This is a genomic window from Diaphorobacter sp. HDW4A (assembly GCF_011305995.1).
GTDB lineage: Bacteria > Pseudomonadota > Gammaproteobacteria > Burkholderiales > Burkholderiaceae_C > Diaphorobacter_A.
This window is the reverse complement of sequence record NZ_CP049910.1, coordinates 5,587,342-5,609,994: the sequence shown is the minus strand read 5'-3', so window position 1 is coordinate 5,609,994 and position 22,653 is coordinate 5,587,342. Positions and strand designations below refer to the sequence as shown.

General features: G+C 56.2%; 19 protein-coding genes and 1 pseudogene. 6 read left to right on the top strand and 14 right to left on the bottom strand.

The genetic code is table 11. The annotated features are described in order from the left end of the window. Positions 1-12: 12 nt before the first annotated feature. The 9 genes from G7047_RS25650 to G7047_RS25610 all read right to left on the bottom strand — a co-directional run bounded on the left by G7047_RS25650 (position 13) and on the right by G7047_RS25610 (position 11,460). Positions 13-1,431 carry a UvrD-helicase domain-containing protein gene (locus tag G7047_RS25650; protein WP_166311156.1) on the bottom strand — a complete coding sequence of 473 codons (1,419 nt, stop codon included), beginning with the start codon at positions 1,429-1,431 and terminating at the stop codon, positions 13-15. Beyond that, positions 1,418-3,148 carry an ATP-dependent endonuclease gene (locus G7047_RS25645; protein WP_166311155.1) on the bottom strand — a complete coding sequence of 577 codons (1,731 nt, stop codon included), beginning with the start codon at positions 3,146-3,148 and terminating at the stop codon, positions 1,418-1,420. The genes G7047_RS25650 and G7047_RS25645 overlap by 14 nt, the downstream gene beginning before the upstream one ends. Before the next feature lie 164 nt (positions 3,149-3,312). Beyond that, positions 3,313-4,026 carry a TIGR02391 family protein gene (locus G7047_RS25640; RefSeq protein WP_166311154.1) on the bottom strand — a complete coding sequence of 238 codons (714 nt, stop codon included), beginning with the start codon at positions 4,024-4,026 and terminating at the stop codon, positions 3,313-3,315. A 15-nt stretch (positions 4,027-4,041) separates the two neighbouring features. Beyond that, complete coding sequence (locus G7047_RS25635; protein ID WP_240939266.1) at positions 4,042-6,129, bottom strand: hypothetical protein; 2,088 nt, start codon at positions 6,127-6,129, stop codon at positions 4,042-4,044. Positions 6,130-6,158: 29 nt separating this feature from the next. Continuing rightward, positions 6,159-8,099: a large ATP-binding protein gene (locus tag G7047_RS25630; protein ID WP_240939265.1), complete on the bottom strand. Its 1,941-nt coding sequence runs from the start codon at positions 8,097-8,099 to the stop codon at positions 6,159-6,161. Between the two features lie 25 nt (positions 8,100-8,124). Next, positions 8,125-8,757: a hypothetical protein gene (locus G7047_RS25625; protein WP_166311151.1), complete on the bottom strand. Its 633-nt coding sequence runs from the start codon at positions 8,755-8,757 to the stop codon at positions 8,125-8,127. Then, the gene (locus tag G7047_RS25620; RefSeq protein WP_166311150.1) at positions 8,754-9,668 is read right to left on the bottom strand and encodes an AbiJ-NTD4 domain-containing protein; all 915 of its coding nucleotides are present in this window, start codon (positions 9,666-9,668) and stop codon (positions 8,754-8,756) included. Before G7047_RS25620 ends, G7047_RS25625 begins: the two co-directional genes overlap by 4 nt. 5 nt (positions 9,669-9,673) lie before the next feature. Further along, on the bottom strand, positions 9,674-10,744 hold the full coding sequence (locus G7047_RS25615; RefSeq protein WP_166311149.1) for a nucleotidyl transferase AbiEii/AbiGii toxin family protein: 1,071 nt from the start codon (positions 10,742-10,744) through the stop codon (positions 9,674-9,676). Further along, a complete protein-coding gene (locus tag G7047_RS25610) occupies positions 10,741-11,460 on the bottom strand; it encodes a DUF6088 family protein (RefSeq protein ID WP_166311148.1) in 720 nt (239 codons plus the stop codon). The genes G7047_RS25615 and G7047_RS25610 overlap by 4 nt, the downstream gene beginning before the upstream one ends. A 462-nt stretch (positions 11,461-11,922) precedes the next feature. Between G7047_RS25610 and radC the strand changes: the two are divergent. Then, a pseudogene (gene radC / locus G7047_RS25605) lies at positions 11,923-12,428 on the top strand (DNA repair protein RadC). 40 nt (positions 12,429-12,468) lie between these two features. Here radC and G7047_RS25600 read toward each other — a convergent pair. The 3 genes from G7047_RS25600 to G7047_RS25590 form a co-directional block, all read right to left on the bottom strand. Beyond that, entirely contained in the window at positions 12,469-13,146 is a 678-nt protein-coding gene (locus G7047_RS25600; RefSeq protein ID WP_205904675.1) for a hypothetical protein, read from the bottom strand. 218 nt (positions 13,147-13,364) lie between these two features. Beyond that, the gene (locus G7047_RS25595; RefSeq protein WP_129324623.1) at positions 13,365-14,330 is read right to left on the bottom strand and encodes an IS5 family transposase; all 966 of its coding nucleotides are present in this window, start codon (positions 14,328-14,330) and stop codon (positions 13,365-13,367) included. Positions 14,331-14,735: 405 nt separating this feature from the next. Next, the gene (locus G7047_RS25590) at positions 14,736-15,080 is read right to left on the bottom strand and encodes a DUF4148 domain-containing protein (RefSeq protein WP_003052298.1); all 345 of its coding nucleotides are present in this window, start codon (positions 15,078-15,080) and stop codon (positions 14,736-14,738) included. A gap of 296 nt (positions 15,081-15,376) precedes the next feature. On the opposite strand from G7047_RS25590, the gene G7047_RS25585 reads away from it, so the two are divergent. Continuing rightward, entirely contained in the window at positions 15,377-15,661 is a 285-nt protein-coding gene (locus G7047_RS25585; protein ID WP_166311147.1) for a heavy-metal-associated domain-containing protein, read from the top strand. Positions 15,662-15,701: 40 nt separating this feature from the next. Here G7047_RS25585 and G7047_RS25580 read toward each other — a convergent pair whose 3' ends face one another. Together G7047_RS25580 and G7047_RS25575 are read right to left on the bottom strand one after the other, a co-directional pair. Further along, positions 15,702-17,105: a heavy metal sensor histidine kinase gene (locus G7047_RS25580; protein ID WP_166311146.1), complete on the bottom strand. Its 1,404-nt coding sequence runs from the start codon at positions 17,103-17,105 to the stop codon at positions 15,702-15,704. Further along, positions 17,106-17,789 carry a heavy metal response regulator transcription factor gene (locus G7047_RS25575; protein ID WP_166311145.1) on the bottom strand — a complete coding sequence of 228 codons (684 nt, stop codon included), beginning with the start codon at positions 17,787-17,789 and terminating at the stop codon, positions 17,106-17,108. 365 nt (positions 17,790-18,154) lie between these two features. Here G7047_RS25575 and G7047_RS25570 point away from each other — a divergent pair, with 365 nt between their 5' ends. The 4 genes from G7047_RS25570 (at position 18,155) to copD (ending at position 22,523) form a co-directional block, all read left to right on the top strand. Then, positions 18,155-20,098, top strand: a complete 1,944-nt coding sequence (locus G7047_RS25570) for a copper resistance system multicopper oxidase (protein ID WP_166311144.1) — start codon at positions 18,155-18,157, stop codon at positions 20,096-20,098. Between the two features lie 25 nt (positions 20,099-20,123). Beyond that, entirely contained in the window at positions 20,124-21,095 is a 972-nt protein-coding gene (locus G7047_RS25565; protein WP_179954953.1) for a copper resistance protein B, read from the top strand. Between the two features lie 110 nt (positions 21,096-21,205). Next, positions 21,206-21,592, top strand: a complete 387-nt coding sequence (gene copC / locus G7047_RS25560) for a copper homeostasis periplasmic binding protein CopC (RefSeq protein WP_003078546.1) — start codon at positions 21,206-21,208, stop codon at positions 21,590-21,592. A 4-nt stretch (positions 21,593-21,596) separates the two neighbouring features. Further along, complete coding sequence (gene copD, locus G7047_RS25555) at positions 21,597-22,523, top strand: copper homeostasis membrane protein CopD (protein ID WP_043387573.1); 927 nt, start codon at positions 21,597-21,599, stop codon at positions 22,521-22,523. The last annotated feature ends 130 nt before the right edge of the window (positions 22,524-22,653 follow it).

Sequence of the window (22,653 nt, the reverse complement as noted above, 5' to 3'; positions counted from 1 at the left end):
TTCCCCTCCTACTTAGCCCAATATGGGGCTGGCGCTACACACAACCAGCTTCATTGATCCGCGGGTCATGGCCACATATAAGTGCTGTGCGCTCATGCCCTCCGTATTCAGCACGACCGCCACTTCCGCCTCCAGCCCCTTGAGCAGTAGCGTGCTGCCGACTGCACGCTTGGGTAACGGGCGGCCCAACAACCGGTTCTCTTCCCGCACGCGCCTAGCAGCCTCCGCAAGCGGGACGTTTCCTGCCGAAGCTCCACGGAGCGCCTTGAGCACGCCGTAAAGAATGGCGGGCCGATGCACACGCACATTCGGAATTTCGCGCAGCTCCGACAACAGTGTTGCGGCTGCGGCGATGGACGGGGCGCGCTGGAACGCCAAGGCACAGCTCTCCGCTGCGGACGGCGGATTCCTCGCGGTTCCTCTGGTCAATGACTCCAGACGCCGTGTCAGCTCTGCGACACCCACATTGGTCATGACGCTTTGCGCCAGCGCCAGCAACTGTCCCAATGCCCCTGCAGATGCAACATCAAAACTGTTTCCGAAGGCGATGAGATCTTGTAAGTCGACTGCCTCGACGGTCGAGGCCCCTGGCGTCTGGCTTGCGAAGTTCTGCTGGCTCGAACGGTTACGGCTGTCCGCGATAAGCAGCACACGCCCGTCGGCGGTGGGCGGCAGTGTCCGTGCGGCAGCTAGTCGCTGCGGATGGTCGTTGGGCGGGACGGTCTGAACCCACGTCACATGTGCTGGTGGTCCGGTGCGAATATCCACCGACTGACCGGCCACCAACAGGCGCCGAGCCTCCAGAAGCCACTGTCCGAGTGCTTCCGCACCGGTATTGCGCCACCGCCACGGCGTGGCCAGTTCCGCCACGACCGGGAAATGCGCGCACACTTGCTGCTCCCAGTTGGCCAAGGCGTTACCACCGAAACCGAAGATGCCTTGCATCGGATCGCCAAGCACGCAGGCCGGCAGAATCAGCGAGAGAAAGTAGACGAGATAGTGCTGAGGCACCGAACAGTCCTGATACTCATCAACGATAAGGTGCGCATAGGACGCTTTCAGGACCTCGCTGACGTGTCCGGCCTGCAACAGCTTCCATGCGAATTCGCGGATCGCCGGGTAGTCTCGCGCTGGCGTGGCAAGCCGCAGGATGTCCGGGTCGTGACCGCTGCGACCCGGAAAGCTCGCAATCAACCGAATGGCCCAGCCGTCGATGGTGCTCAATCGATAGGCGCTGTGCGGCACACCGGCACGGTCCAGCCGGCCACGAAGTGCCGCCACGCCAGCATTCGTGTGCGTGAGCACGAGGATAGGTTTGCTACCTCGGTGAGCAGCCAGAGCGTGGGCGATCAGCTGCGTCTTGCCACACCCGGCCGGTGCTGTAACGGTACCGCGGGCAATCGCGCGCAGGTCGATTTCAGCGGGGGCCATGGGCAGCCCACGCAGATACCTGGTCCACCAGTGCTTTGAAGCCTGGATCGCATAGCGGCAAGTCCGGCGCCACGATGGTCCTTGCTACGTCCTCCATCCAAGAGATGGACTTGAACCAACCGGCCTTGCGGATGCGCGCTGCCTGCCCGAGCATGGCTCGGCTTGGTACTGACAGCGCTTGCGTGTTCTGGATTTCGTCCCAGACGGCCTGAACGGTCAGCGTGTTGTTCGAGACCGTGCGTAGGTGTTCATGAATCAGGTCGCCATGCAGGTCGTGGGCATATTTGATCAAGTGCTGACACGCCACCGGCGTGAGGCTGCCAAATAGTTCGTCCTCCAATGCGCGGCCTGCGCGGTAGGCGACGACTGCGCCACCGGCCTGCAGAAATGCCTGCTCGATGGCCGGCGTGGGCTTCTTGTCGTCATCACGTACCACCATCACCCTGTAGCCTAACGACTGAAAGGCCGCCGCGCGAGCATAGGGGCGGTCGGGCTCGCCACCGCCACAGTCGACCATGGCAATGCCCTGTGCTGCCAGGGACACGCCGCCGTGTTCAACCCGGTGCAAATCCAGGCCACGCAGAAGTCCGATCTCGCTGGCTCCTTCGCACACGATCACGGAGCCAGCCAGAAAGGCCTCGGGATAAAGGCGAATGGTACTTTGGGTGTCGTTATCGGTACCCACCATGCGGGCCTCGTGACCGTGGAGACTGCGGCGCAGCACGAAGAGCTGGCCGCCCGACAACTCCCTAAGCGCTACCGGCGAATGCGTGGTGAGAAACGCCTGCAGCGGGGCCGCTTCCTTCGCTCCGAGAGAGCCGAGAAACCGAGCAATGCGGTGCGGCTCAAGGCCGTACTCCAGTTCGTCCGAAAGGACGATCGACGCTTGGCTGGCAGCCTTACGCTGCAGACCAGCCACCAACAGGCGCGTGGACCCGACGCCGAGACTGCGAAGCGGGATGCCGCCCTCGTTGTGCAGGGAGATGGTCCCGCCTCCGAACGACACGGAATGCGAGTCGAGCAGTGCTCTCGCCTTCGCGCCGATGTGGACGCCGAGTTCCTGAGCGGTCGCAGCGACGATCCCCAGCGCGTCTCTCAATTGCTGCTCGGCCTGATCGCCAAAGGTGCCACGCGCATCTCGCGCAGCCTTCACGAGTGCCGCCGAGGCATCAGCGCGCTCCTCCGAGATGCGGTTCAGGACCGAGCCTCGTTGCCAGCCCAAGTTGTAGTCAGCGAGCGCACCGATCCGTGTCGGCGCCAGGGCCAGACGGTCCTTCCACGCGAGTGCCTTCACCAGACCTTGCTGGGAGGCGCGGTCGGAGATGAGAGTCCAGGATGGCTCCAGGTCGCTGGCGACTGTCAGATTCAGGCAGAGAACCACTTCTGCGCCAGCGGACGGCTCGTCTTCGACGACGCCCGTGGCGGCGTGATAGCCGCGTAGAAACGCACCGAAGCTCTCCAGGGCACTCATGCTGTCATCTAACGCACCTAGCGTCAGCGTGACGCTGATGGGAGCGGTGATGTCCAGGCCGAAAAAGTCAGCGTCGGAAATCTGAACATTGCGCCTAGCGCCCAAGCACAGGTCGATCGCATCCAACACCGTGGATTTTCCGCTGTCGCCTGTGCCGATTAGACAATTGATGCCAGGCGATGGACACCACACCAGTTGCTGGATGCCACGGAAGTTGGATATCTCGATCTTTCTTATTCTTGCCATTGGGTGCCCCTGTGATGATGTGCGGCCTGTTCTGCTTAGAAAGCCCTGGTGCAGAAGCACATTGAGAAGTGTTCGATTGCGCTGCCTGCGGTCTTCCGCAGGACATCGTCTGAGTTCCAATAGCCGGCGGCCATATCGAGAACCACCGATGCAACTGGCTCAACTCATGTCTTCGGCGCGTCTTTCGCTTCGTAGATCCGTCTGGCTAGAAGGCTGGCGAAGATCAGATACTGAGCGGCCTTCTCCGGATCGAGATCATGATTTAGCGAATGAGCCTTGGGATTGCGTATGCCAAGGTAAGCACCGACTAAAATTTGCATGAAACCCTTCTGATCATTTCTGCCCGACTCCGTGTCAAGTTCGCTGAGGATCAGGTGCGGCTTCTCCAAACTCAATGTTTGCGTCGCAAGAGCCGCACCGTCGAGGTCCAGGCCGGTGCGCTCTCGTATCAGATCAAAGACTGCAACGATTGAGTTCAGAACGGCATCGCGGTAGTGTCCGTTCACATAGTGCTGAAAGGCATGAGCGAAGATGGCCGGATGTAGCAGTTCTTCAAAACCAATGCGTGGTTGCGTACCGGCTCCGCTGCGCGCATGCGTTTCTGCCCTGGACTCTACCTGTGGTAGATCACGTGCAAGAATGTCGTCATAATCGTTGACGTCTCCAAACCCAATATGCCTTCCGAGGTTTCCCATGTCTTGCTCCGGAAAACCCGCATCCGTCCAAAGTTTGCGAAGCGATTGGTAGTCTGTTTTCAAATAACCATTCACCAATTTTGCACCCGCTTTATCGTCATTCGCGAGCAAGCCCCGAGCGTCGATTGCTTTCTGGCGTATCGCACGAAAAACAGCATTGACTTTCAAATACCATTCAAGCATCAAGGCTCTCCATATTCAATTTTCACCCGAACCGCCAGAGGCATCGGCGATGCCCGGAAGGACGCTGGCCGCAGCAGATACTGCCTGTATTGCCAAGTCGGGCACCTTCTTTCGCTTTGGCTGCCTATTCGGTGATTTTGCAGTAGTACCTGAAAGGTGCGCATTTTTACTGATGTCGCTTGGCAAGTACCGTCGACCCGGTACTTTGACAATAACGACGTGTCTCGGCTCACTCTCACCTAATCGCCGTATGGTGCGACATTGCATCAAAGATCGGATGTGTGGTGTACCTTCAAGTTTCGGCGCGGTTAAATCAAGGACAAGCAGGAACCCCAATCGAATACTCACATTCTGGTAGTCAGTAGTTTGTCCTGCGTAATGATTCGCCAGCGAATCAAATGACCCATCGTCCATTTCACGCTTGATTTCGATCACCATGCGTTCTCCCGTGGTCTTTAGGGCCACGTCGGCGCGGCCCCCGCCAAGGTTTGTGGGCTCCATTTCACCTGATGCTGATTGAGTGCTTATCCAGCGGAAATAATCGTCTTGAAGTGCGCTCTCTGGTGGCAGAGTGCCATCAGATTTCTCAAACAGATAGGCGACCGATGGATCATCCTTCTTTGTAATTTCCAGACGATTTTTAAGAAATCTGGTCGTCCACAGTAAAACGGTGCCGAACAATTTGGCACCTCGAACACCATCCCTGTAGTCCGGGTGATGTTCCACCGAGGCCAAGCAATGGTCAAAGATATCGATCTCCGCCGTGGTCAATCCTTCGAGACTGAACGCATAGGCGTTCGAGACAACTTCGATTACGCGCCGCTCGGTTTCTTTACTGCAACGGGCTTGTGACAGTACGGCAGCGACCGGCGCCCAAACGGTGGCTGCCTCAGTGGGGTTTCGCTGGGCTTCTGCATCAGCGGCCATAAGCCGATCAATGCCGCTCAGGATCGCATCGGCCTCGGGGATCTGCTCGTGCTCGCGGTTTTGTTTGAGCCAGCATTTCAAAAGATATGCTTGCCCTTCGCGCTGCGCGATCGAAGACACGATCCTGGGACGCAGCAAAGTCTCCAGATATCCATCTCGACTGCGTTTCAAGATCGTTCGCCCCGCGCTGTAAGCAGCCAGCACCTGACATTCGATCACAACCCTAGGTTCCCACCAGCTAATCTGCTGCAAACTGTCGGCAAGCGACGCAAGCGTTCCTGCAAGATCGTTCCAGCATGCAGCCTGTATATGCCGTGCGCCCAACCATGTTGGCGAATTTTCGTCGGCATGCCAGGCAAGGAGTTCGAAGGCTGATTTCTGAATCGTCGCGCTGCGCGCTCTCAACTCAATATTGGTCTTGTGGGCATCGAAATCCGTCAATAATGTGAGACATTCCCCATACAGCGCTGCCTCCGGTGCCGCTTCCTTCAAGGATTCAGCTTTCTTGAACCACTGCAGGGAATCCAGAAAGATGGCATTTGCCGTCTCTCTCTTCGGTTCGTCGAGCGCAGCTGCGAGACCTGCCATCCCCAACTCAAAGCTAGCTTCATAGGCTGCGTCTTCGCACTCGGAGAAGATGCGTAGCTTTTCCACCAACTCCGTTTCGCGCCAATGCGAGTGGGCGATTCCCATAATCTTGGCGGCATGGCGAAGAAAATGCGGTTCGTCGGAAATTTGAATGCCCAACAAGGCATCCAGCAGGCGAAGCTGCATCCGACGATCAGACGCAGCCAGCCGGAAAGCTCCCTCAAGTGCTACAGCTCGGGCATAGCCTGTGATCGCACCGGAAACATCAACCGCTTTCTGCAAGAAAGCCATGAATACGTCATTTGCAGTACCGTCCGGCAATTGGCAAGAATTCAGTGCATCGACCATTTCGATCAACGCAACATCACTTATGGCGGCTCGTACCAAACAATCGATCAGGTCTTTCCATGGATGTACATCCTTGACCAATGCGTTGCTCGCATCTCGGAGAACCGCAGACAAAATTTCACCAGCAAAAGGGGATGCCCCCAACGCTGGCGTAGCCTCAACAATTACTTCGAATCCGCCCAGATTGTCGACGCTCGGCAGTTCCCCTTGGCTCAACAACGTATGCAGCGTAACTTCCACCGGATGCAGTTGAGCCCCAGGCGCGGTCATTACCACAGGTAGCCTCCATTTGTGGCTTCTCTGCGATGGCTTTCAGGGACGTGATCGATCATCGCTTTCGAGGTCACGCCTGCAACGAAAATCTGGAGATGGGGAAGTTCGTCACGAATGTCTTTCAACCCCGAGAGCAATTCACGAAGATCTTCTGGCGCGATTTCCTGCGCAGCGGGCGAATCGATCATGATCAAGCCAGGGTGTCGTCCGACGCCCCTTCGTTCACCAACCTGAATCATGGCGAGAACTGTGGCGACCTTCAGCCTCAGGCGCTCACCTTTCGTCACTTTGCTGAACGATGTCTCGGCGCCACCCTTCGTCAGGATCAGATTCGCATTTCCACGCAGTTGTGCCTTCGACAAGCTGTGCATGCCAAAGCGCTGGGAGAAGTGAAGAAGACTGGCGGAGACCTCGCCTAGGAACTCGTCGCGGACGGCTTTGGACCGTGTTTCCGTCTCGCTGACAATGGCTTTGAGCACGGCAGCTTCGTCATCCGTAACATCATCGCTACCAGGATCAAAGCCTGCTTCTTCAAGGCGACCTTCAAGTACAGCGATCTCGTGGGCAAGTAGCTTTCGAGCGTCGAACGACCCAAGCTGAAGTGTCAACGCTTCACTCTTGGTCTGGATGTTCTCTAGATCCGTTTGCAAGGCCTGGAGACTTTCATCGGCCAAATTACGATTCTTTTGAGCTTTGTCGAATGCCGCTTTTGACGCTTTGACGCTCGCCTCAAGCTCTTTCCTCAGAACATCCGCGTCCTCGCTGCTCGAAATATTCTCTCCGCACACAGAGCATGAATGGCTAGTCGCCTCTTTTTTCTTCCGCGCCTGATCGATTTCATGATCACAACGTGGGCAGCAACTCGGGTCGAGCAAACGAAAGACAGAGCCCGCCGCCGTCGAATCTTGGTGGGCCTGTAATTCTCGACGATCTTGCAGATAGGCGGCGCTTGCCTGCTGCTCTGCGAGCGTCTCTCGATCAAGCCGTTCTTGCATTGCCTTCTCTCGATGTTTGGTTTCTGAGTAACTGCTGCTAAGCACAGATAGCTCAGCCTGGATTGCCTCATCCGACGGTTGCGAATTCAATGCTTCTCGTTTCTCTGCAAGCGTTGCTTCGATCTCCTTGACGCGGGCTTGCTTGGCACGTGTACCCTGATTGCGACGGCGGGCCTCCAGCTCATTTCCGGACTCGACGAGTTTCAGTGCCGCTGCTGCTGTGGCCAGTGTCGAAACCCATGGAACGCCGAGGTACATTTGCATTAAACGCGCTTGAGTTCCTGTCGTGGCGGGCAGATCACCGAGCACTACGTCATAGTTTGTGCCGATGAACATCGCGCCTGACAATGCAGGCCAGCCATGAACGACTGCATGGCCGGTCTTTTCTTCGGAGTCACTTTCACGCCATGTCGCAAGTCCTTCCATGGAGAACGCACGCAGAAAGAAGTCCGACATGACCATCTCGAACTGCTTATCACTATTGAAGGACGCGAGTACCGTAGGGTTTGCTGTTGCCGATGACCGTCGGCTTAGCGTGCCAGAAGCTCCGCTTTGACAATCGAGTTGCACCTCATGCTCAAGTCCATCAAGATCGAATCGCAAGCAAGCGTTGTGTATCCAGCTCTTGACGTCATCTTGAAGATTCGGAGATGGCTTGCCGCGCATCAGCCATCGCACGACTTCGATGATCGACGACTTCCCGCGCAGGTTGCGATCCGTCATCATTCCCCATAGTCCTTCATTCAGGTCTGGCCATTCAAAGGTGTAGAGTCCGTCGTCCTCAACGCCTTGCTTAGTTCCACCGAAAGCAATACTCAAAAGCTTCATCCTGCGTGGAGCGGGTAGCACCGGGGTTGGCACGATATGCCGTGCGGTCAAAACTGACTCCACGCGACTCGTATCGACCTTGGCTCGGCTTGCGATGGCGTCCAGCCATTCCATGCTCTCTTTTGCCATATCTTCCCCTTCAGACGGTTTGTTTGAGTTGATTTAGTCTTCGTTGTACATCCGTACCAATCGGAGGAATGATCCCGCCAAGTTGGGTTTGAGCATACGTCGCCTGCTTGTACTGCTTATCCTTCAGAGCACCGCCGCCTCGTGTGCCAGCGATTTCCGCAACCAAGGCCGCCCGTTGGGCATACCATTCAAGAATTGGCTCCTGTACGACAGCGTTCGAGCAGACCTCTACTCCGCGAACCGTCAAGATGAAATCGGTTTCGTGGACTTTCACCTTTCCTTTGATGCCCGTAATACGGACTAAGTCACGTGATCTAAGCAAGGAAAGCGCATCGTCGAGTCGTTCATAGGCACCAAACAGATAGCGAATCATTGGAATACGCCGCAAGTCAGGTTCATCGCTTTCGAAGATTGCTTCCGCAGCTTGACGATAGTCCGCGTTGCCCGTTGCTTCGTAGCCGTCCAACAGTTCGCTCGCCAGATAGTCTGGGTTGCGCATCCAGAAGTCGAAGGCATGCAATCGTGCCTCGCCTTTGAAAATCTTGGCGACTGTCGGATCGTTTGGGTCTACCAAGGGCATGCCACCGGCGTTCAGAATGAAAAGTATTCGGATTGCATCACGGTGAGGCGTCCGAGCATTCATGCGTTCCCCTTTCTTCTGAGCATCAGTTGAATCATCGCGAACAGGCGATGAAACAGATAATCAACATGATCCACGTCGATGACAGCAACTTGGTTGACTTCCGAGTGTCGGATGAGATGGCTATTGCCGATCGCGGTCAGTTCGACCGCTTCCCTTTCCAGTCTTGATCGCAAAGTCGGTTCGGCAGCTACGGCATCAAGGATAATCTTGATCGACTGCTTCTTATCACGAGGGTCCGCCAACGACTTGAGTCGTTCCCATGCATCCCACAAGCGTTCCAGTGCTTCACGGCGTACAAGCGGATTGCGATCGGAAAATTTGGTCCGGCATTCCTCCAGCATGTTGTCCAGCGTGCGATCACCGCTACGAAACGTTGTTCGCTTGAGATCGTCGCCAAGCACAGGAGGAAGAACACGCACGATACGGCCTGTCGATAGCATCTCGAACGCCACACCATTACGCGCGAAAATTCGGTTGACGGTCTTTCGGAATTCTTCCTGCCCGGCCGCTTGATCGAATGTCAAATGATGGTGGTTGAAATAATCGTGATACTTGCCTAGGATCGGTTGCGCCACGGCGGCATAAACGAATTCCAAAAAGTCCAAAACCAGTAATGTGTCAGGCGCAAACGGCTGTCGCAGTGAGAAAAATCCGTCTTCCTCAACGCGCGTCGTTTCTAACGGCCAAGTCAAGCCAGGCAGCTCTGCAATCACGGATGCGGCAAGTGCATCCGAGTCGCAGCTGCAGGCCGCTTGGCCATCCGGGCATCGCTCCGGAAATCGCAGGCCAAAAGCTCCGCTGTTCACCAAGGCCTGCACTGTCCCCACCAAGCCTGCCCACACAACAGGCAAGATCACCTGATGGGTGCGGGCGCGCGGGCCATTTTCTCGATCACTGAAGTAGTCGCTCATGGTCGCTACGTTCCTTTTGTGGTGAGTGCGGCCATTGCAGCGCCATTGACGATCTGCTCGAAGTGTTCTGCGCTGCGCAGCACCGCGTCGAATGGAGGAACGTCGCCGAAGACCATGCCAGCCATTGCTTCATAGTCTTTTTCAAGTGCTTCTCGCATCGCCGGACTTGGCGTTAGCGTAAACGTACCGGGTACTGCTATATCAAGCCCCAGATCGGCGCTACCGAAGAACAACCTTGCATGGTGAGCACAGTCGATCGCCAACTCGTGATCGACTTGCCACGCGGCTGCAGATGACGACTGCATCAGTTGATGCACGTCATAGTAATGGCGTGAGACGCGTTGCCCGCCGTGTCGCAGCTCCCCGCGACGATCATGCCATTGACGTAGTCCATGCAAGATCATGACCTTGTCCCAGAAGGTGCGCTCGGGCTTCACAGTGATCACATTCGTCACTGTCAAGTCCAGGTCAGGGAGGTCCTGTGTGACGTAGGGTGTGACGGAGGCCGCGACATGCGGATCGAGTGCCGACTTGGCTCCTGCCTCTATCTTGACGGCTGAGCGGATGTAGTCGCCAGTGGTGGCCGTGACTGCGGGATACCAGAACAGCAAGCTCTGGCCATCCTTGTCGTCGGGATCGGTCTCCAGCCGAAAACGCTCCTCGGGAATGACAGATGCCGCGAGATGAGTGAACTGCGCGGTTAATGGCCCTGCAATGTAAGCCTGGCATGCATCGCGGATAGCATCGAGACGCGCACGGCGCTTCTTGCCGCTCAATGCATCCAGGTCGGCAATCTCGGCACTCTGCCCCAAGTCATCACGAAACACTGTGATGTCAATGTCTTCGGAAAAGCGGGCAATGAGACCAAAGGCCTTGGAGAGCGAAGTGCCGCCCTTGAACAGCAAGCGAGGGCCACCAGCTTTCAGACCGTTAAACAACGCATCCAGTGTCCAACAGACCCAGAAATCCTTTTCGATGTTTTGAACCGCTGTACCAAGGCGAGCTGAGGCGCCAAGAAACAAGTCTCGCCGCTCGGCATCGCTGGCGGTGATAACTGAATGGAATGCTGGATTCAAGGGGCCTCCACATCTTTGACCGAGCGGTGTCGCGCAGACGGAGGCTTTTCACTACTGGGTGATTGAGGTGTTGCGGTCGACGCAGTCTGCGGGTCACATCCGGGGAGTTCACGGAGCAAACTTTGCATCCACGCCGGCAACACGTTGAAACCTTCAAGCAGATCCTGGCGGAGCGCAGCGCCGTGAATAGGGTCGGCCAGCACTTTGGTCAGCTTGTTCAGAATAAGAGAACGTTCAGAAGTCAGCGTGTCTTTTAACCAGTGCAGCGCCTGTACGATGCGCATGGCCGGCCGCCCTGCCCAGTAGAGGCGACTGGGTGCCGTTTGCTTGAACTCAATGGTGAGCTTGTCGAGTTGAATTGCTCGGCGGCGGGTATCGGTATGGATGGTGACGCGAGCGGGTACCGCATCAGTCAGGCCGAGGTCATTGGCGGCAGTCATGCCATCTACCAGCAGGCGCAGATGATCCCGACGCGCAATGGCCTCGGTTACAGCGCGGTAGTCCGGGGTGGTAGGACGCTTGGTCAGGTTGTTGAGCGAGGGCCTGTCATAGAGGCCCCTGTCGATGCGACGCAACTCTCCCGCCTGCACCATGCGCTGCAGAGTTTTGTCGATGGCATCACGACTGCCCAACTGCGCAAAGTCAGTCGGTACCCAAACTTGTCCGGGTTCGGCCGCTTCAATCAGGGCTGAGATGTGGGATTTGAGTGCGGACATTACTCCTCCTGTCCGATATTTATATACGTTTTTCGGACAAATGACAAGAGATTGTCCGAAATTTGTGGGTTTATTTCGGACGCCATGAACACCGATCCCTCCTCGGTACTGGTTCACCACTATGGTTTTAACCGTCTGTTTAGCAAAACCCATTAGTGGGGCATCCCGGCGTTCCGCCGTCGGGCTCGCGGGCTACGCCCCGCGCCTCGTGACGAGTCGCGGCCATCCGGCTTTGATCCCTGACGCCTCCGGCCCTTGAGGGCCTGCGCGCTGCGCTTGCCCATCCGTGGTGCCGTCGGGGTGTGGGTGGGCGGTCTTGCTGTTCCCCTCACCGTATCACGGCGTTCTCGCCGCGCCTTGCGCGCTTGCGTCCTGGCGGCCGCTGCTGACCCTTGACTGCCTGCGCTGCGCCGTGCTGGTGACGGTTCGGGGCAATTCCGCCCGTGCAACCGGAGCACGATCATGTCGCAACTTTCTCTGTCTCTCGATTCCTCGCTGTTGGTGCGTGGCGACCAAGGGCGTTATCTGCCGGCGACTGCCGACCAAATTCTGGAAGCTGCACGGTACGTCATCGACCAGAAGATTCCACGCGGAGCGCTCTTCACTTCTCCGACGCTGGTCAAGGACTACCTGCGTACCAAGCTGGCCAGTTTCGAGCATGAGGTTTTCGCTGCGCTGTTCCTCGACAACCAGAACCGTCTGATCGAATACGTGGAGATGTTTCGCGGCACCATCGACCAGGCTCGGTGTATCCGCGCGAAGTCGTGAAAACGGCACTGCATCACAACGCAGCGGCCGTGATCTTTTCGCACAATCATCCGAGCGAAAATTCCGAGCCGAGCCAGGCGGACAAACTACTGACCCAGCGCCTCAAGGAAGCCCTGGCGCTGGTGGACGTGCGCACGCTGGATCACATCGTCGTCGGCGGCGAGGCCACCACGTCATTCGCAGAGCGTGGTCTGCTCTGACCGAGGGGGCTTCGCCCCCTTTTTGCTGTGCCCGGTGCTGTTACTTGGTCCCGTTGCGTTCGCGCTGGCGGAGTCGCTTCATGTACGCGTCGTCGACCAGATCGTCTGGTCCCAAATCCAAGGCGCAATTCGCCAGTGACGCCAGCGTCCGGTCGGTCAGCTTGAAGCCCGTCGGTAATTGGCCGTAGCTCTTCGCGCTGTTTTCCTCAATGGAGGCAAACAGCGCCTTGAAGAAGTCCGCCTTGGACGGGCGTGCCGCCGCTGTTGCGACGGCCGTCAACGGGTCCGTGGCCTCCATGACAGCCTTATCCGCGTCGGACGCGAGTTCCTGCAAGAACTCGCCCAGGGAGGGCCAGTATTTCGGATCGAACTGACCCCGAAGGGCACCGAGCTTTTCCTGGACGTAGGATCGGAACAGATAGTTGTGCTGCGACGCCGCTTCGATGACGTTGCAAACGTGGTAATGGGTATCGCTGCTGAAGCCGGACGTGTCATGGAGATCGGAGCGCTGCTCCAGCAGCATCGCCAGTTCGGCCGCCTTCCTTGCAATCTGCTGATTGACGTTGGCGAGATCGCTGCGCGCGGCGCGTGCCTCTTGCATCTTCTCCGGATTCCAGAACGCAGCCGTGCTCAACACCAAGCCGAGAAGGACCTGAAGGGCCGGGGGATGCGCGTGAAGTTTGACGTGCAATTCTTCGTAGGCATCGCGCAGCTCCATTCCTCGGGCAAGCAACCGGTCCGCGACAGCGTTCTCGCTACGCAGGATGTGGTGCTCGTTGTTGTAGCGCTTTCCCTCTAGGGATGGTGTTCAAAACACCCGTGGCGGTGGCCACTGAGTCGATATATTCCACATGATGACGAATTCGGCGTTTTTTGGGCTGCAAATAAGGGGCATTTCACCCTTGCCGCTGGCCCTTTGGTCGGTTGTGGACGCACTCATCCATGCAGACCCTGCAAAAGCTTGCGCCGCGCCATCCACAGATTGCTCAGCGCAAACAGCGTTACCAGGTTGGCCGTGTTTTTGGCCAGGCCACGGTACTTGACCTTGGTGTAGCCGAACTGCCGTTTGATGACGCGAAATGGGTGCTCCACTTTGGCCCGGATACGTGCCTTGACCTGCTCCAGCTTGTCCAGGATGGCGCCCATGGGCGTGCTCTTGTCCAGCGCACGGCGCTTGCCAGGGCGCATGGCCACATGCCACTGGGCAGTGATGTCTTGCGTCTCTTCGCGCTTGGCCACGCCCTGGTAACCCGCATCGGCAAACACATCGGCTTCGTCACCATGGACCAGCTTGCTGGCCTGAGTCACGTCGTTGACGTTGGCAGCCGTGCCCACCACGGTATGAACCAGGCCGGAATCGGCATCCACGCCGATGTGGGCTTTCATCCCAAAATGCCACTGATTCCCCTTCTTGGTCTGGTGCATCTCGGGGTCGCGTTCACCACCCTTGTTCTTGGTCGAACTGGGCGCGGCAATCAGGGTGGCATCGACCACCGTGCCTTCGCGCAGCATCAGACCTTTGTCGGTGAGCGTGGCGTTGACGGTAGCCAGGATGCGTTGGGCCAACTGGTGCTCTTCGAGCAGATGGCGAAAGCGCAGGATGCTGACCCGGTCGGGAATACGTTCGACGCTGGACAGACCCACAAACTCCCGGTACAGCGCGGTCTCGAAGAGGGCTTCTTCCATCGCCAGGTCGGACAGGCCGAACCACTGCTGGACGAAGTGAATGCGCAGCATGGTCTCCAACTCGAACGGAGGTCTGCCGGTTTTGGCTCGCGGTGCGCGCGGAGCAATCAATGCCAGCAACTCAGACCACGGCACCACCAGGTTCATCTCGTCCAAGAATACCGCTTTGCGCGTGCGTCGCTTGCTCAGATTCAGGCCGAGGTCTTGTTGCTTCATGAGCGTATTGTCAGGCGCGGCGCCGTACTTCAGACAGCGCCAGCGGCAGAGTTTTGAACACCATCCCTAGCAGAAGAGTCTGAATGAAGCGCGACACCGTATGCACAACTCAGTTCTGAAGAAGGCGGTGTCCTGTCCCATCCTCAAGTTAATGGATGAGGACACATACAACGTGATGCTCGATAGCGATATCTACCTCGTTGAGTCGGCGCATCGTTGACCCCAGTGTCGGCAACCCATGTGTGACGATTGCGATCATATGGGCCGAAATTCTTCCGGGCAATTTGTAGTTTGCTCAAGCTGATGTTCTACATGCAGAGGCCTCTGTTGATTGAGACCTCTGCGGTAGATCGGAACAAAGATGCAAGAGAGCTGCATCCACGATGCATGCGTCTTTGATGGAGATCAGCCTGCAAATGATTGGAGGCGAGCATCTCGCTCAGCTGGCGATTCATTACGCATTTCGTTGATCACTTGCTCGCGGGTTTTGCTCGATCCTGTCTCGGGAGTTCCACGGGGGAAATTGCTTTCACCGTAAGAAAGGCGGCCCTGCTTCATGGCAGCTTCAGTCTCGGCCTTGACTTGAGCTCGGGTTTTCTGGCTTACAAAGTGCTCCGGATGCACGATCACGCCTTGTTCATTGTTGGCTGGATGCTCGTAGGCTGCAGAGGCCATTCCAGGAAGAGCCAGGGTGACAACGGCAGCAACGCTTGCGAGTACAGAGGAAATGGAGATGCGGTTTTGAGACATGGTTGGCTCCTAAGACAGTTGATGAACACATCTCCTGGACCTTGATCAAGGTGAGGAGAAGATGGGTTGATCTTAAGAATCGGAGCCCAACAAAATCAGGACTGTCCGGTGACATTGTTGTCAGCTTTTTCGGGGCAGTTCTTATTCAAATCTTCGCACCAATAAACCCGAAACGAAAAGTGAAGAACAACGTTGTTGACGCGCACAGCGTGCTCCAGTGCTTGTGCAGCTAGATGCTTGACATTCACATCATGTGAAGGATGAGACTTTAGCCACAAGCTTTAAAGGAGTACGTAATGGCTATTTTTCGCATCAATGACATGAAATGTGGTGCCTGTGCCCCGCGGATTCAGCGCTCCATTTTGGCAATCGCTGATGAAGCAAAGATCGGAGTGAATGCCCGAGATAAAACGGTGCAAGTCTCCGGCGATCTGAGCGACACCGACTACATGTTGGCTATCCAGGCCGCTGGATACACTCCAGAATTATTGGCGTTAGCCGAAGCCGAGCAGGCAAATGCTGAGAAGCCGCAGACGAAATGCTGCGACTCCACTTCAGTAAAGACATCTTGCTGCGGATAGTGTCTTCTTGCTTTCAAGAAAAGCCTGTTTTCTGATCTGCTTAGGAAGTCGGCTGCGTAGTGGGGAATTTCAAGGTGAAGCGAGTTCGTCCATCGGCTGACGTGGCGGTAATGGAGCCTCCATGGGCTTCGACAATTGCTCGGGTGATTGCCAAACCCAATCCGCTACCGTCTGAGTCCGGATGAGCCCTGGAAGGGTCAGCTCGGTAGAAGCGGTCAAATAACCTGGGCAGGACTTTGGGATCAATGTCCTGCCCTGTATTTTCCACAGTGACAAGTGTCCAGGAAGCGGAGGCCGCAATGTCGATGGTGACCATGCCTGCCTGCGGCGTGTAGCGCAAAGCATTAGATAGCAAATTACTCACAGCACGATGGAACATCAGCCGATCACCATCAACGAGTCCATCACCATTTAACCTCAAATGAATTTGCTTTTCTTCCGCTACAGCCTCATAGAACTCCAGCAATGCATACGCTTCTTGCTGTGCGGAGAACTGTTCCTTGCGCGGTAGGCTCACGCCCCGTTCGGTTTTGGCCAGGAACAACATGTCTGACACCATGCGTGCTAAGCGCTGAAACTCTTCGGCATTAGAGGCAAGAATGTCTCGGTATGTCGCGGCATCACGCTTGGATGCCAGCACTACCTGAGTCTGCGTCAACAGGTTGCTGATGGGCGTACGTAGTTCATGGGCCAAATCAGAAGCGAAATCTGTCAGTCGCTGAAAATCGTCCTGCAATCGATCCAGCATGCGATTGAGCTCATGCGCCAAATCGGCCATTTCTACAGGTACAGCCTCGACCGGCATGCGTTCACTCATCTTCTGTCCCGTCACAACAGCCGCACGTGATTTCATCTCTCGCAGCGGTGCCAGCCCTTGTCGAGCGGCGAGCCAAGACAGAAGCGAGCACAGCAAGATTGCAGCAATCACATAAATCGCGAAGCTCGCTCGAATTCCGTCGAGAAATTGAATGTGATGCTTGGTATCTGCAGCGATCAGTACCTTTAATGGTGACGGTGCGTAGGCCGGTAGCGTCTCAAAGCTCAACATGTGGAATTCTGCGTCTGCATGCCGCCACACCCCAAACGATCCTTCCTTGTCGATAAAAGCCGAGTTGCGATCCGGCACTGCAAAGCCGGATGCGGGCGATTGAAATACGGTTTCTCCTTGGGCATCTTTCACCTGGACTTGAAGATCCTCGTGATAGTTCAGTGCCTCATTTAAACGCCAACGAGCATCATCGACCGACTTGGTGTTCTGGAGAATTTTCTCGATCAAATGTCGCTTGTCCTGAAGCGTCATTCGGTCCAATTCCACGAAATGCTTTTCTGTAACGACTAGGAATAGGCCGCCTAGACCTAGCACTACGGCTGCCGCAACAGCCGTGAAAAATAGTGCCAAACGGCTCGTTAAAGAGAGCTTTCCCTTGCGAGTGAGACGCTGCACCTATTCCTCCTCAGGGACTTCAAGCACATAGCCCATGCCCCTTACGGTCTGGATCAGTTTGATCGAGTGGCCTTCGTCAATTTTGACTCGCAGACGGCGCATGGCCACCTCGATGACATTGGTGTCACTGTCGAAGTTCATGTCCCATACCTGCGATGCGATCAACGAACGTGGAAGCACTTCACCATGTCGACGCATCAACAACTCCAAGAGTCCGAACTCTTTGGCCGTGAGGTCAACACGTTTGCCACTGCGAGATACGCGGCGACGCAGTAGGTCTAGCTCGAGATCTGCAACAGTCAGAGTAGTGCCTTCATTGGCCGGATGTCCGCGTCTAAGAATGATGCGAACTCTGGCAAGTAACTCTGCAAACGAAAACGGCTTTACCAGGTAATCATCTGCGCCGAGCTCTAGACCTTTGACACGGTCCTCGACATGGTCCCGTGCAGTAAGAAACAGGACCGGCATATGTAGTCCCCGATCACGCAGAGACTGGAGCAGCTGCCAACCATTGAGGCCCGGCAGCATGACATCCAAGATCACCAATGAGTATTCACCTTGCAGAGCCATATGCAAGCCATCTGAACCATTTGGAACCAGATCAGCAATGTATCCAGCCTCGGTTAGTCCTTGGCGCAGGTACTCACCTGTTTTAGGCTCATCCTCGACAATCAAAATCCTCATGTAATCGCTCCGCTGCAGTAGACGCTCGAGAGTGTGCCGAGTTTGACGCCCTCTGACATGAAGATAAGAAAAATGTAATGTTCTTGAAATCCTGGCGATAGAAAGGCTCAACACGGCCTTGTTGTTCCCTCCTGGGAAGCCATCAAGCGTGGTGAGCAGAGTGAACCTTCTGGTTGCAACGAGGGCATTGCTGGATAGGAGCCGCCCATCGCACCGAACATGACGTGAGCATTACATGAATGTAATGAATGAGTCACCCCACAGAAATTCAGCAGGCCCTAGCATATTAAACATATCGAGCGCTTGTTGTTTCAGCCAGCGTCGCCGAAAACGAATTTCTTGACAACTCTGGAGGATTTCACCCTATGCCGCGTCGTTCGCCATTTCTTGTTACTCCCTCACAAGGGTTCTCTCGTCGGCGTTTTGTTCAGGGGCTAGCCGCAGGTGGCGTTCTAGCAGGACTGTCGACACAGTCGCTCATGGCCTTCGCCCAACAAGGCGCTACGGTGCGTGGCGCTGCGCCAGTACTGCGTGGCAATGAGTTCGATTTGGTGATCGCCGAGTCCCCGGTGAACTTCACCGGGAAGCCAGGTATGGCGACCACCATCAATGGTTCTCTTCCTGGGCCTACCCTGCGCTGGCGTGAGGGAGAAACTGTGACCATTCGCGTCACGAACAAGCTACGGGAGGCAACTTCTATCCACTGGCACGGCATTATCTTGCCCTATCAGATGGACGGGGTCCCTGGCATTAGCTTTGCTGGCATCCCTCCAGGAGAGACGTTCACTTACCGTTTCAAGGTCCAGCAAAGCGGTTCCTACTGGTATCACTCACATTCAGGCATGCAGGAACTCACCGGCATGTATGGATCGATCATCATCGATCCCGCAGGACCTGAGACTATCCGTTCAGATCGTGACCATGTCGTGCTCTTCTCCGATTGGACTGACGAAGACCCCATGCGCGTTTTCGCAAAGCTCAAGGTTCAGGGCGACTACTACAACTACAACCAGCCCACGGTCTTTGATTTCTTCCGTGATGCATCGCGCGATGGCGTGTCAGCGGCATTAGACAAGCGCAAGATGTGGAACGAGATGCGCATGAATCCAACGGATTTAGCCGACCTCTCTTCTGCGACCCTGACCTACCTCGCAAATGGCGTCACGCCTGCCGGCAATTGGACTGCTCTTTTCCGCCCGGGCGAGCGTGTTCGACTGCGCATGGTCAACGGCGCGGGCAATACCTTCTATGACGTACGTATTCCGGGTCTGAAGCTCACTGTGGTGCATGTTGACGGCGTCGACGTAGAGCCTGTGACTGTCGATGAATTCCGATTCGGCCCTGGCGAAACCATAGACGTGATTGTCGAGCCACGTGATGACGCCTATACGATTTTTGCCCAGTCGATGGACCGAACAGGCTACGCACGCGCTACGTTAGCAGTGCGCGAAGGTCTACAAGCTCCTGTCCCTGCACTCGATCCCGTCGAATGGCTGGGTATGAGCGACATGATGGGCGCCATGAGCCATGGCAGTTCCGGAGCCGACATGGACATGACCGGCATGTCTGGGATGACCGGCATGTCTGGGATGACTGGCATGTCTGGGATGACTGGCATGTCTGGGATGAGCGGCATGTCTGGGATGACGGGTATGGCCGGGATGGCTGGTATGTCGAGGGCAATGGCCGGCATGGATCATGGTGCGATGGCCGGCATGAATCACGGTGGTATGGCGATGGACCATAGTCAGCATGCCAAGTCTGCTGGAGGCTTGGCAGTGCCCAGCACCACCGCACGCCATGCTCGCACTGAATATGGCGCAAGAACAGATATGCGAGTCGATATGGCCCGCACCAATCTTGACGATCCCGGTATCGGTCTGCGCAATAACGGCAGACGGGTGCTGACCTTGGCAGATCTGCATACACCTTCAGGTCCGATGGACTCGCGCGGTCCTGGACGAGAGGTGGAGTTGCACCTGACGGGCAATATGGAGCGTTATTCCTGGTCTCTTGATGGATTGGAGTTCGGGCAATCAACGCCTGTTCACTTCCGTCACGGCGAGCGTTTGCGAGTCATCCTGCACAACGACACGATGATGACTCACCCTATGCACTTGCATGGGATGTGGAGTGAACTGGAGAGCCCTGATGGTCGATTCCTCGCCCGTCGACACACCTTGCCAGTACAGCCTGCACAACGCATCAGCTTCTTGGTGACGGCAGATGCTCTGGGGCGCTGGGCATGGCATTGCCACCTGATGTTCCACATGGATGCAGGCATGTTCCGCGAAGTCGTAGTGTCTTGAACAAACCTCACAAGGAAGATCAAAAATGTCCAAAGCACTCCCTATTCGTGCATTGTCCACTGCGCTCCTCGCTCTGGTGAGTATTGCGGCCCAGGCGCAAAGCGACCATTCATCGCATGGCCAAGCGGATATGCAAATGGAAGCACCGGCAAGCCCTGCCACAACTGCAGCTGATCCACATGCAGGTCATGGTGCTATGACTGGCAGCGCTGCAAGCGGCCCTGCGATGGATCACGGCAGCATGCAGATGCAAGGGGGATCCGCACCTCCAGATGCTCGCGACCCGCATGGGTATTCCAATGGGCTGACCTTGGGATCGGGCGATTACGCGGTGCCTGGCGTCCCGCGCTTGATGCTTGCGGACGAGCATACCTTTGCCTCGCTGCGTGGTGAGACCCTGGAACGCCGTTTTTCACGCAGAGGTGATGATTCAACGGCCTATGACTTGCAAGCATGGTACGGGACCTCATACAACAAAGCTGTCTTGAAGGCAGAAGGTGACGTCGCCAAAGGAAAGCTCGAAGAGTCTCGCACCGAACTGCTTTGGAGCCGTGCCGCCACAACCTATTGGGATACACAGTTGGGTCTGCGCTTAGACAACGGCGTGGGACCTAGCCGTCAATGGCTGGCATTTGGTGTACAGGGCCTGGCCCCTTACTGGTTCGAGCTGGAGGCTACAGCCTATGTCGGCAGTGGCGGCAGAACTGCGCTTCGCCTAAATGCAAGCTACGAACTATTGCTGACTCAACGCTTGATCCTTGAGCCTAGAGCTGAAATGCAGTTTTACGGCAAGGATGATCCAGAGCGGCATATCGGCAAGGGCCTAGCCGAAGCATCTGCTGGCCTGCGACTGCGCTACGAGTTCAGCCGTCAGTTCGCTCCATATATCGGAGTGGAACGTGCGGGAAGTTTCGGGCGAACCGCAGATCTCGTTCGTGCCGACGGTGGCCGTGCGCAGCAAACACGTTGGGTGGCCGGTGTCCGCTTCTGGTTCTAGCCAGACCAATGTCCCCTTCCTAGTTGGCGCGTCCTTAGGAGCGCCAACTCTACAGACCTAGATTCGACATCTGTTTTCAAACCACCATCACACTTCGATAGGAGTCTCTCATGAACCGCTCAAACCTGGTCGCTAAGTTCATCGCGCCAATTGCCGCAACACTGTTCGCTTCCGCAGCATTTGCACATCCTTCGTTAGTTTCCTCCTCTCCTGCGGATAAGTCGCAGGTCGCGGCACCTGCCACGATTGAGTTGAAGTTCTCTGAGACGCTGGTTCCTCAGTTCTCGGCAGCGAACTTGATCATGACGGGGATGCCCGGAATGCCGAACCACGGCGCAATGAAGGTCAGCGCAAGCGTCTCTGGCGCTAGCGATGGCAAAACCATGGTCATTACTCCCGCTCAGACGCTTCAACCCGGTGCCTATCGCGTGGATTGGCGTGCAGTGTCGTCAGACACACACCCTATCAATGGCAACGTCACATTCCAGGTGAAGTAAGCAAATGGCCGAGGATTGGTTCACCATCGTATTGCGCCTTGCGCTGTATCTGGACATGGCAGCGGCCTTTGGCGTCGCCATGTTTGGCGTTTATGCCCTTGGCCATGACGAGCGATCCTTGGCAATTGGGCGCTGCTATCGAATATGTGTCGGTGCATTTTCAGCATTCGGAATTGGCCTGTCCGTGGTCAGCATGACAGTCCTTGCCAAGGCCATGTCCGGTGCTCAAACTTACGCTGAGTTGTCAACGCATATCTTCGAGATGCTCATCACCGGCACTCACATGGGCCTTGCTTGGTGCATTCGTATTCTTGCGCTAGCGCTTTGCATCTTGATCGCATTTGTGAAATTCAATCCCACGTTGCGCTTTGTTGCCATGTCCGGATCTAGCGGTGTGGCACTGGCGACCCTGGCTTGGAGTGGTCATGGTGCGATGGACGATGGAATGCGGGGATACATCCACCTGGCTTCGGACATCTCGCACCTCTGGGCAGCAGGTGCATGGGTCGGCGCGTTACTCGCCTTTTTGATCTTGGCCGTAACGAGTGCGAATAAGGCATCAAACACAGTAGCAATATTGAGCCGAACATCAAATGGCTTCGCCCAGGTAGGGACGCTGATCGTGGTCGTTCTGGGGATCAGTGGTGTACTCAACTACGTATTGATCGCAGGGCCTTCGCTTGATCCGCTTGTTTCGACACTCTATGGTCAGTTGCTGTTAGGCAAGCTGATGCTGGTTCTCGGAATGCTTGCTTTGGCTGCGGCAAATCGGTTCCGGCTAAGTCCAAGTCTGGAGGCATCGTTGACCTCTGGAAATCATGCACAAGCAGTCGCTAAGCTACGCCAGAGCCTGTTCATGGAAGCAACACTGGCAGTTCTGGTTTTGGCGAGTGTGGCTTGGTTAGGGATTCTTTCCCCAAAAGGAATTTGATCCTCCGAGATCAACCACCGACAGCAGAAGCGGAGCTGCTCTAAGCAGACGTAGACACTGATAGGAAGGGTAAAACGCTTCCGTCGATTCATGCTTGGATGGCGTCCGCGTCATGTAGTCAGACAAAGGC

Excerpts from the sequence above, each read along its gene's own strand:
- G7047_RS25650 (WP_166311156.1), bottom strand. The coding sequence starts at position 1,431 with ATGGCCCCCGCTGAAATCGACCTGCGCGCGATTGCCCGCGGTACCGTT.
- G7047_RS25645 (WP_166311155.1), bottom strand. The coding sequence starts at position 3,148 with ATGGCAAGAATAAGAAAGATCGAGATATCCAACTTCCGTGGCATCCAG.
- G7047_RS25640 (WP_166311154.1), bottom strand. The coding sequence starts at position 4,026 with ATGCTTGAATGGTATTTGAAAGTCAATGCTGTTTTTCGTGCGATACGC.
- G7047_RS25630 (WP_240939265.1), bottom strand. The coding sequence starts at position 8,099 with ATGGAATGGCTGGACGCCATCGCAAGCCGAGCCAAGGTCGATACGAGT.
- G7047_RS25625 (WP_166311151.1), bottom strand. The coding sequence starts at position 8,757 with ATGAATGCTCGGACGCCTCACCGTGATGCAATCCGAATACTTTTCATT.
- G7047_RS25620 (WP_166311150.1), bottom strand. The coding sequence starts at position 9,668 with ATGAGCGACTACTTCAGTGATCGAGAAAATGGCCCGCGCGCCCGCACC.
- G7047_RS25610 (WP_166311148.1), bottom strand. The coding sequence starts at position 11,460 with ATGTCCGCACTCAAATCCCACATCTCAGCCCTGATTGAAGCGGCCGAA.
- G7047_RS25600 (WP_205904675.1), bottom strand. The coding sequence starts at position 13,146 with ATGGAGCTGCGCGATGCCTACGAAGAATTGCACGTCAAACTTCACGCG.
- G7047_RS25595 (WP_129324623.1), bottom strand. The coding sequence starts at position 14,330 with ATGAAGCAACAAGACCTCGGCCTGAATCTGAGCAAGCGACGCACGCGC.
- G7047_RS25590 (WP_003052298.1), bottom strand. The coding sequence starts at position 15,080 with ATGTCTCAAAACCGCATCTCCATTTCCTCTGTACTCGCAAGCGTTGCT.
- G7047_RS25585 (WP_166311147.1), top strand. The coding sequence starts at position 15,377 with ATGGCTATTTTTCGCATCAATGACATGAAATGTGGTGCCTGTGCCCCG.
- G7047_RS25575 (WP_166311145.1), bottom strand. The coding sequence starts at position 17,789 with ATGAGGATTTTGATTGTCGAGGATGAGCCTAAAACAGGTGAGTACCTG.
- G7047_RS25570 (WP_166311144.1), top strand. The coding sequence starts at position 18,155 with ATGCCGCGTCGTTCGCCATTTCTTGTTACTCCCTCACAAGGGTTCTCT.
- G7047_RS25565 (WP_179954953.1), top strand. The coding sequence starts at position 20,124 with ATGTCCAAAGCACTCCCTATTCGTGCATTGTCCACTGCGCTCCTCGCT.
- copC (WP_003078546.1), top strand. The coding sequence starts at position 21,206 with ATGAACCGCTCAAACCTGGTCGCTAAGTTCATCGCGCCAATTGCCGCA.
- copD (WP_043387573.1), top strand. The coding sequence starts at position 21,597 with ATGGCCGAGGATTGGTTCACCATCGTATTGCGCCTTGCGCTGTATCTG.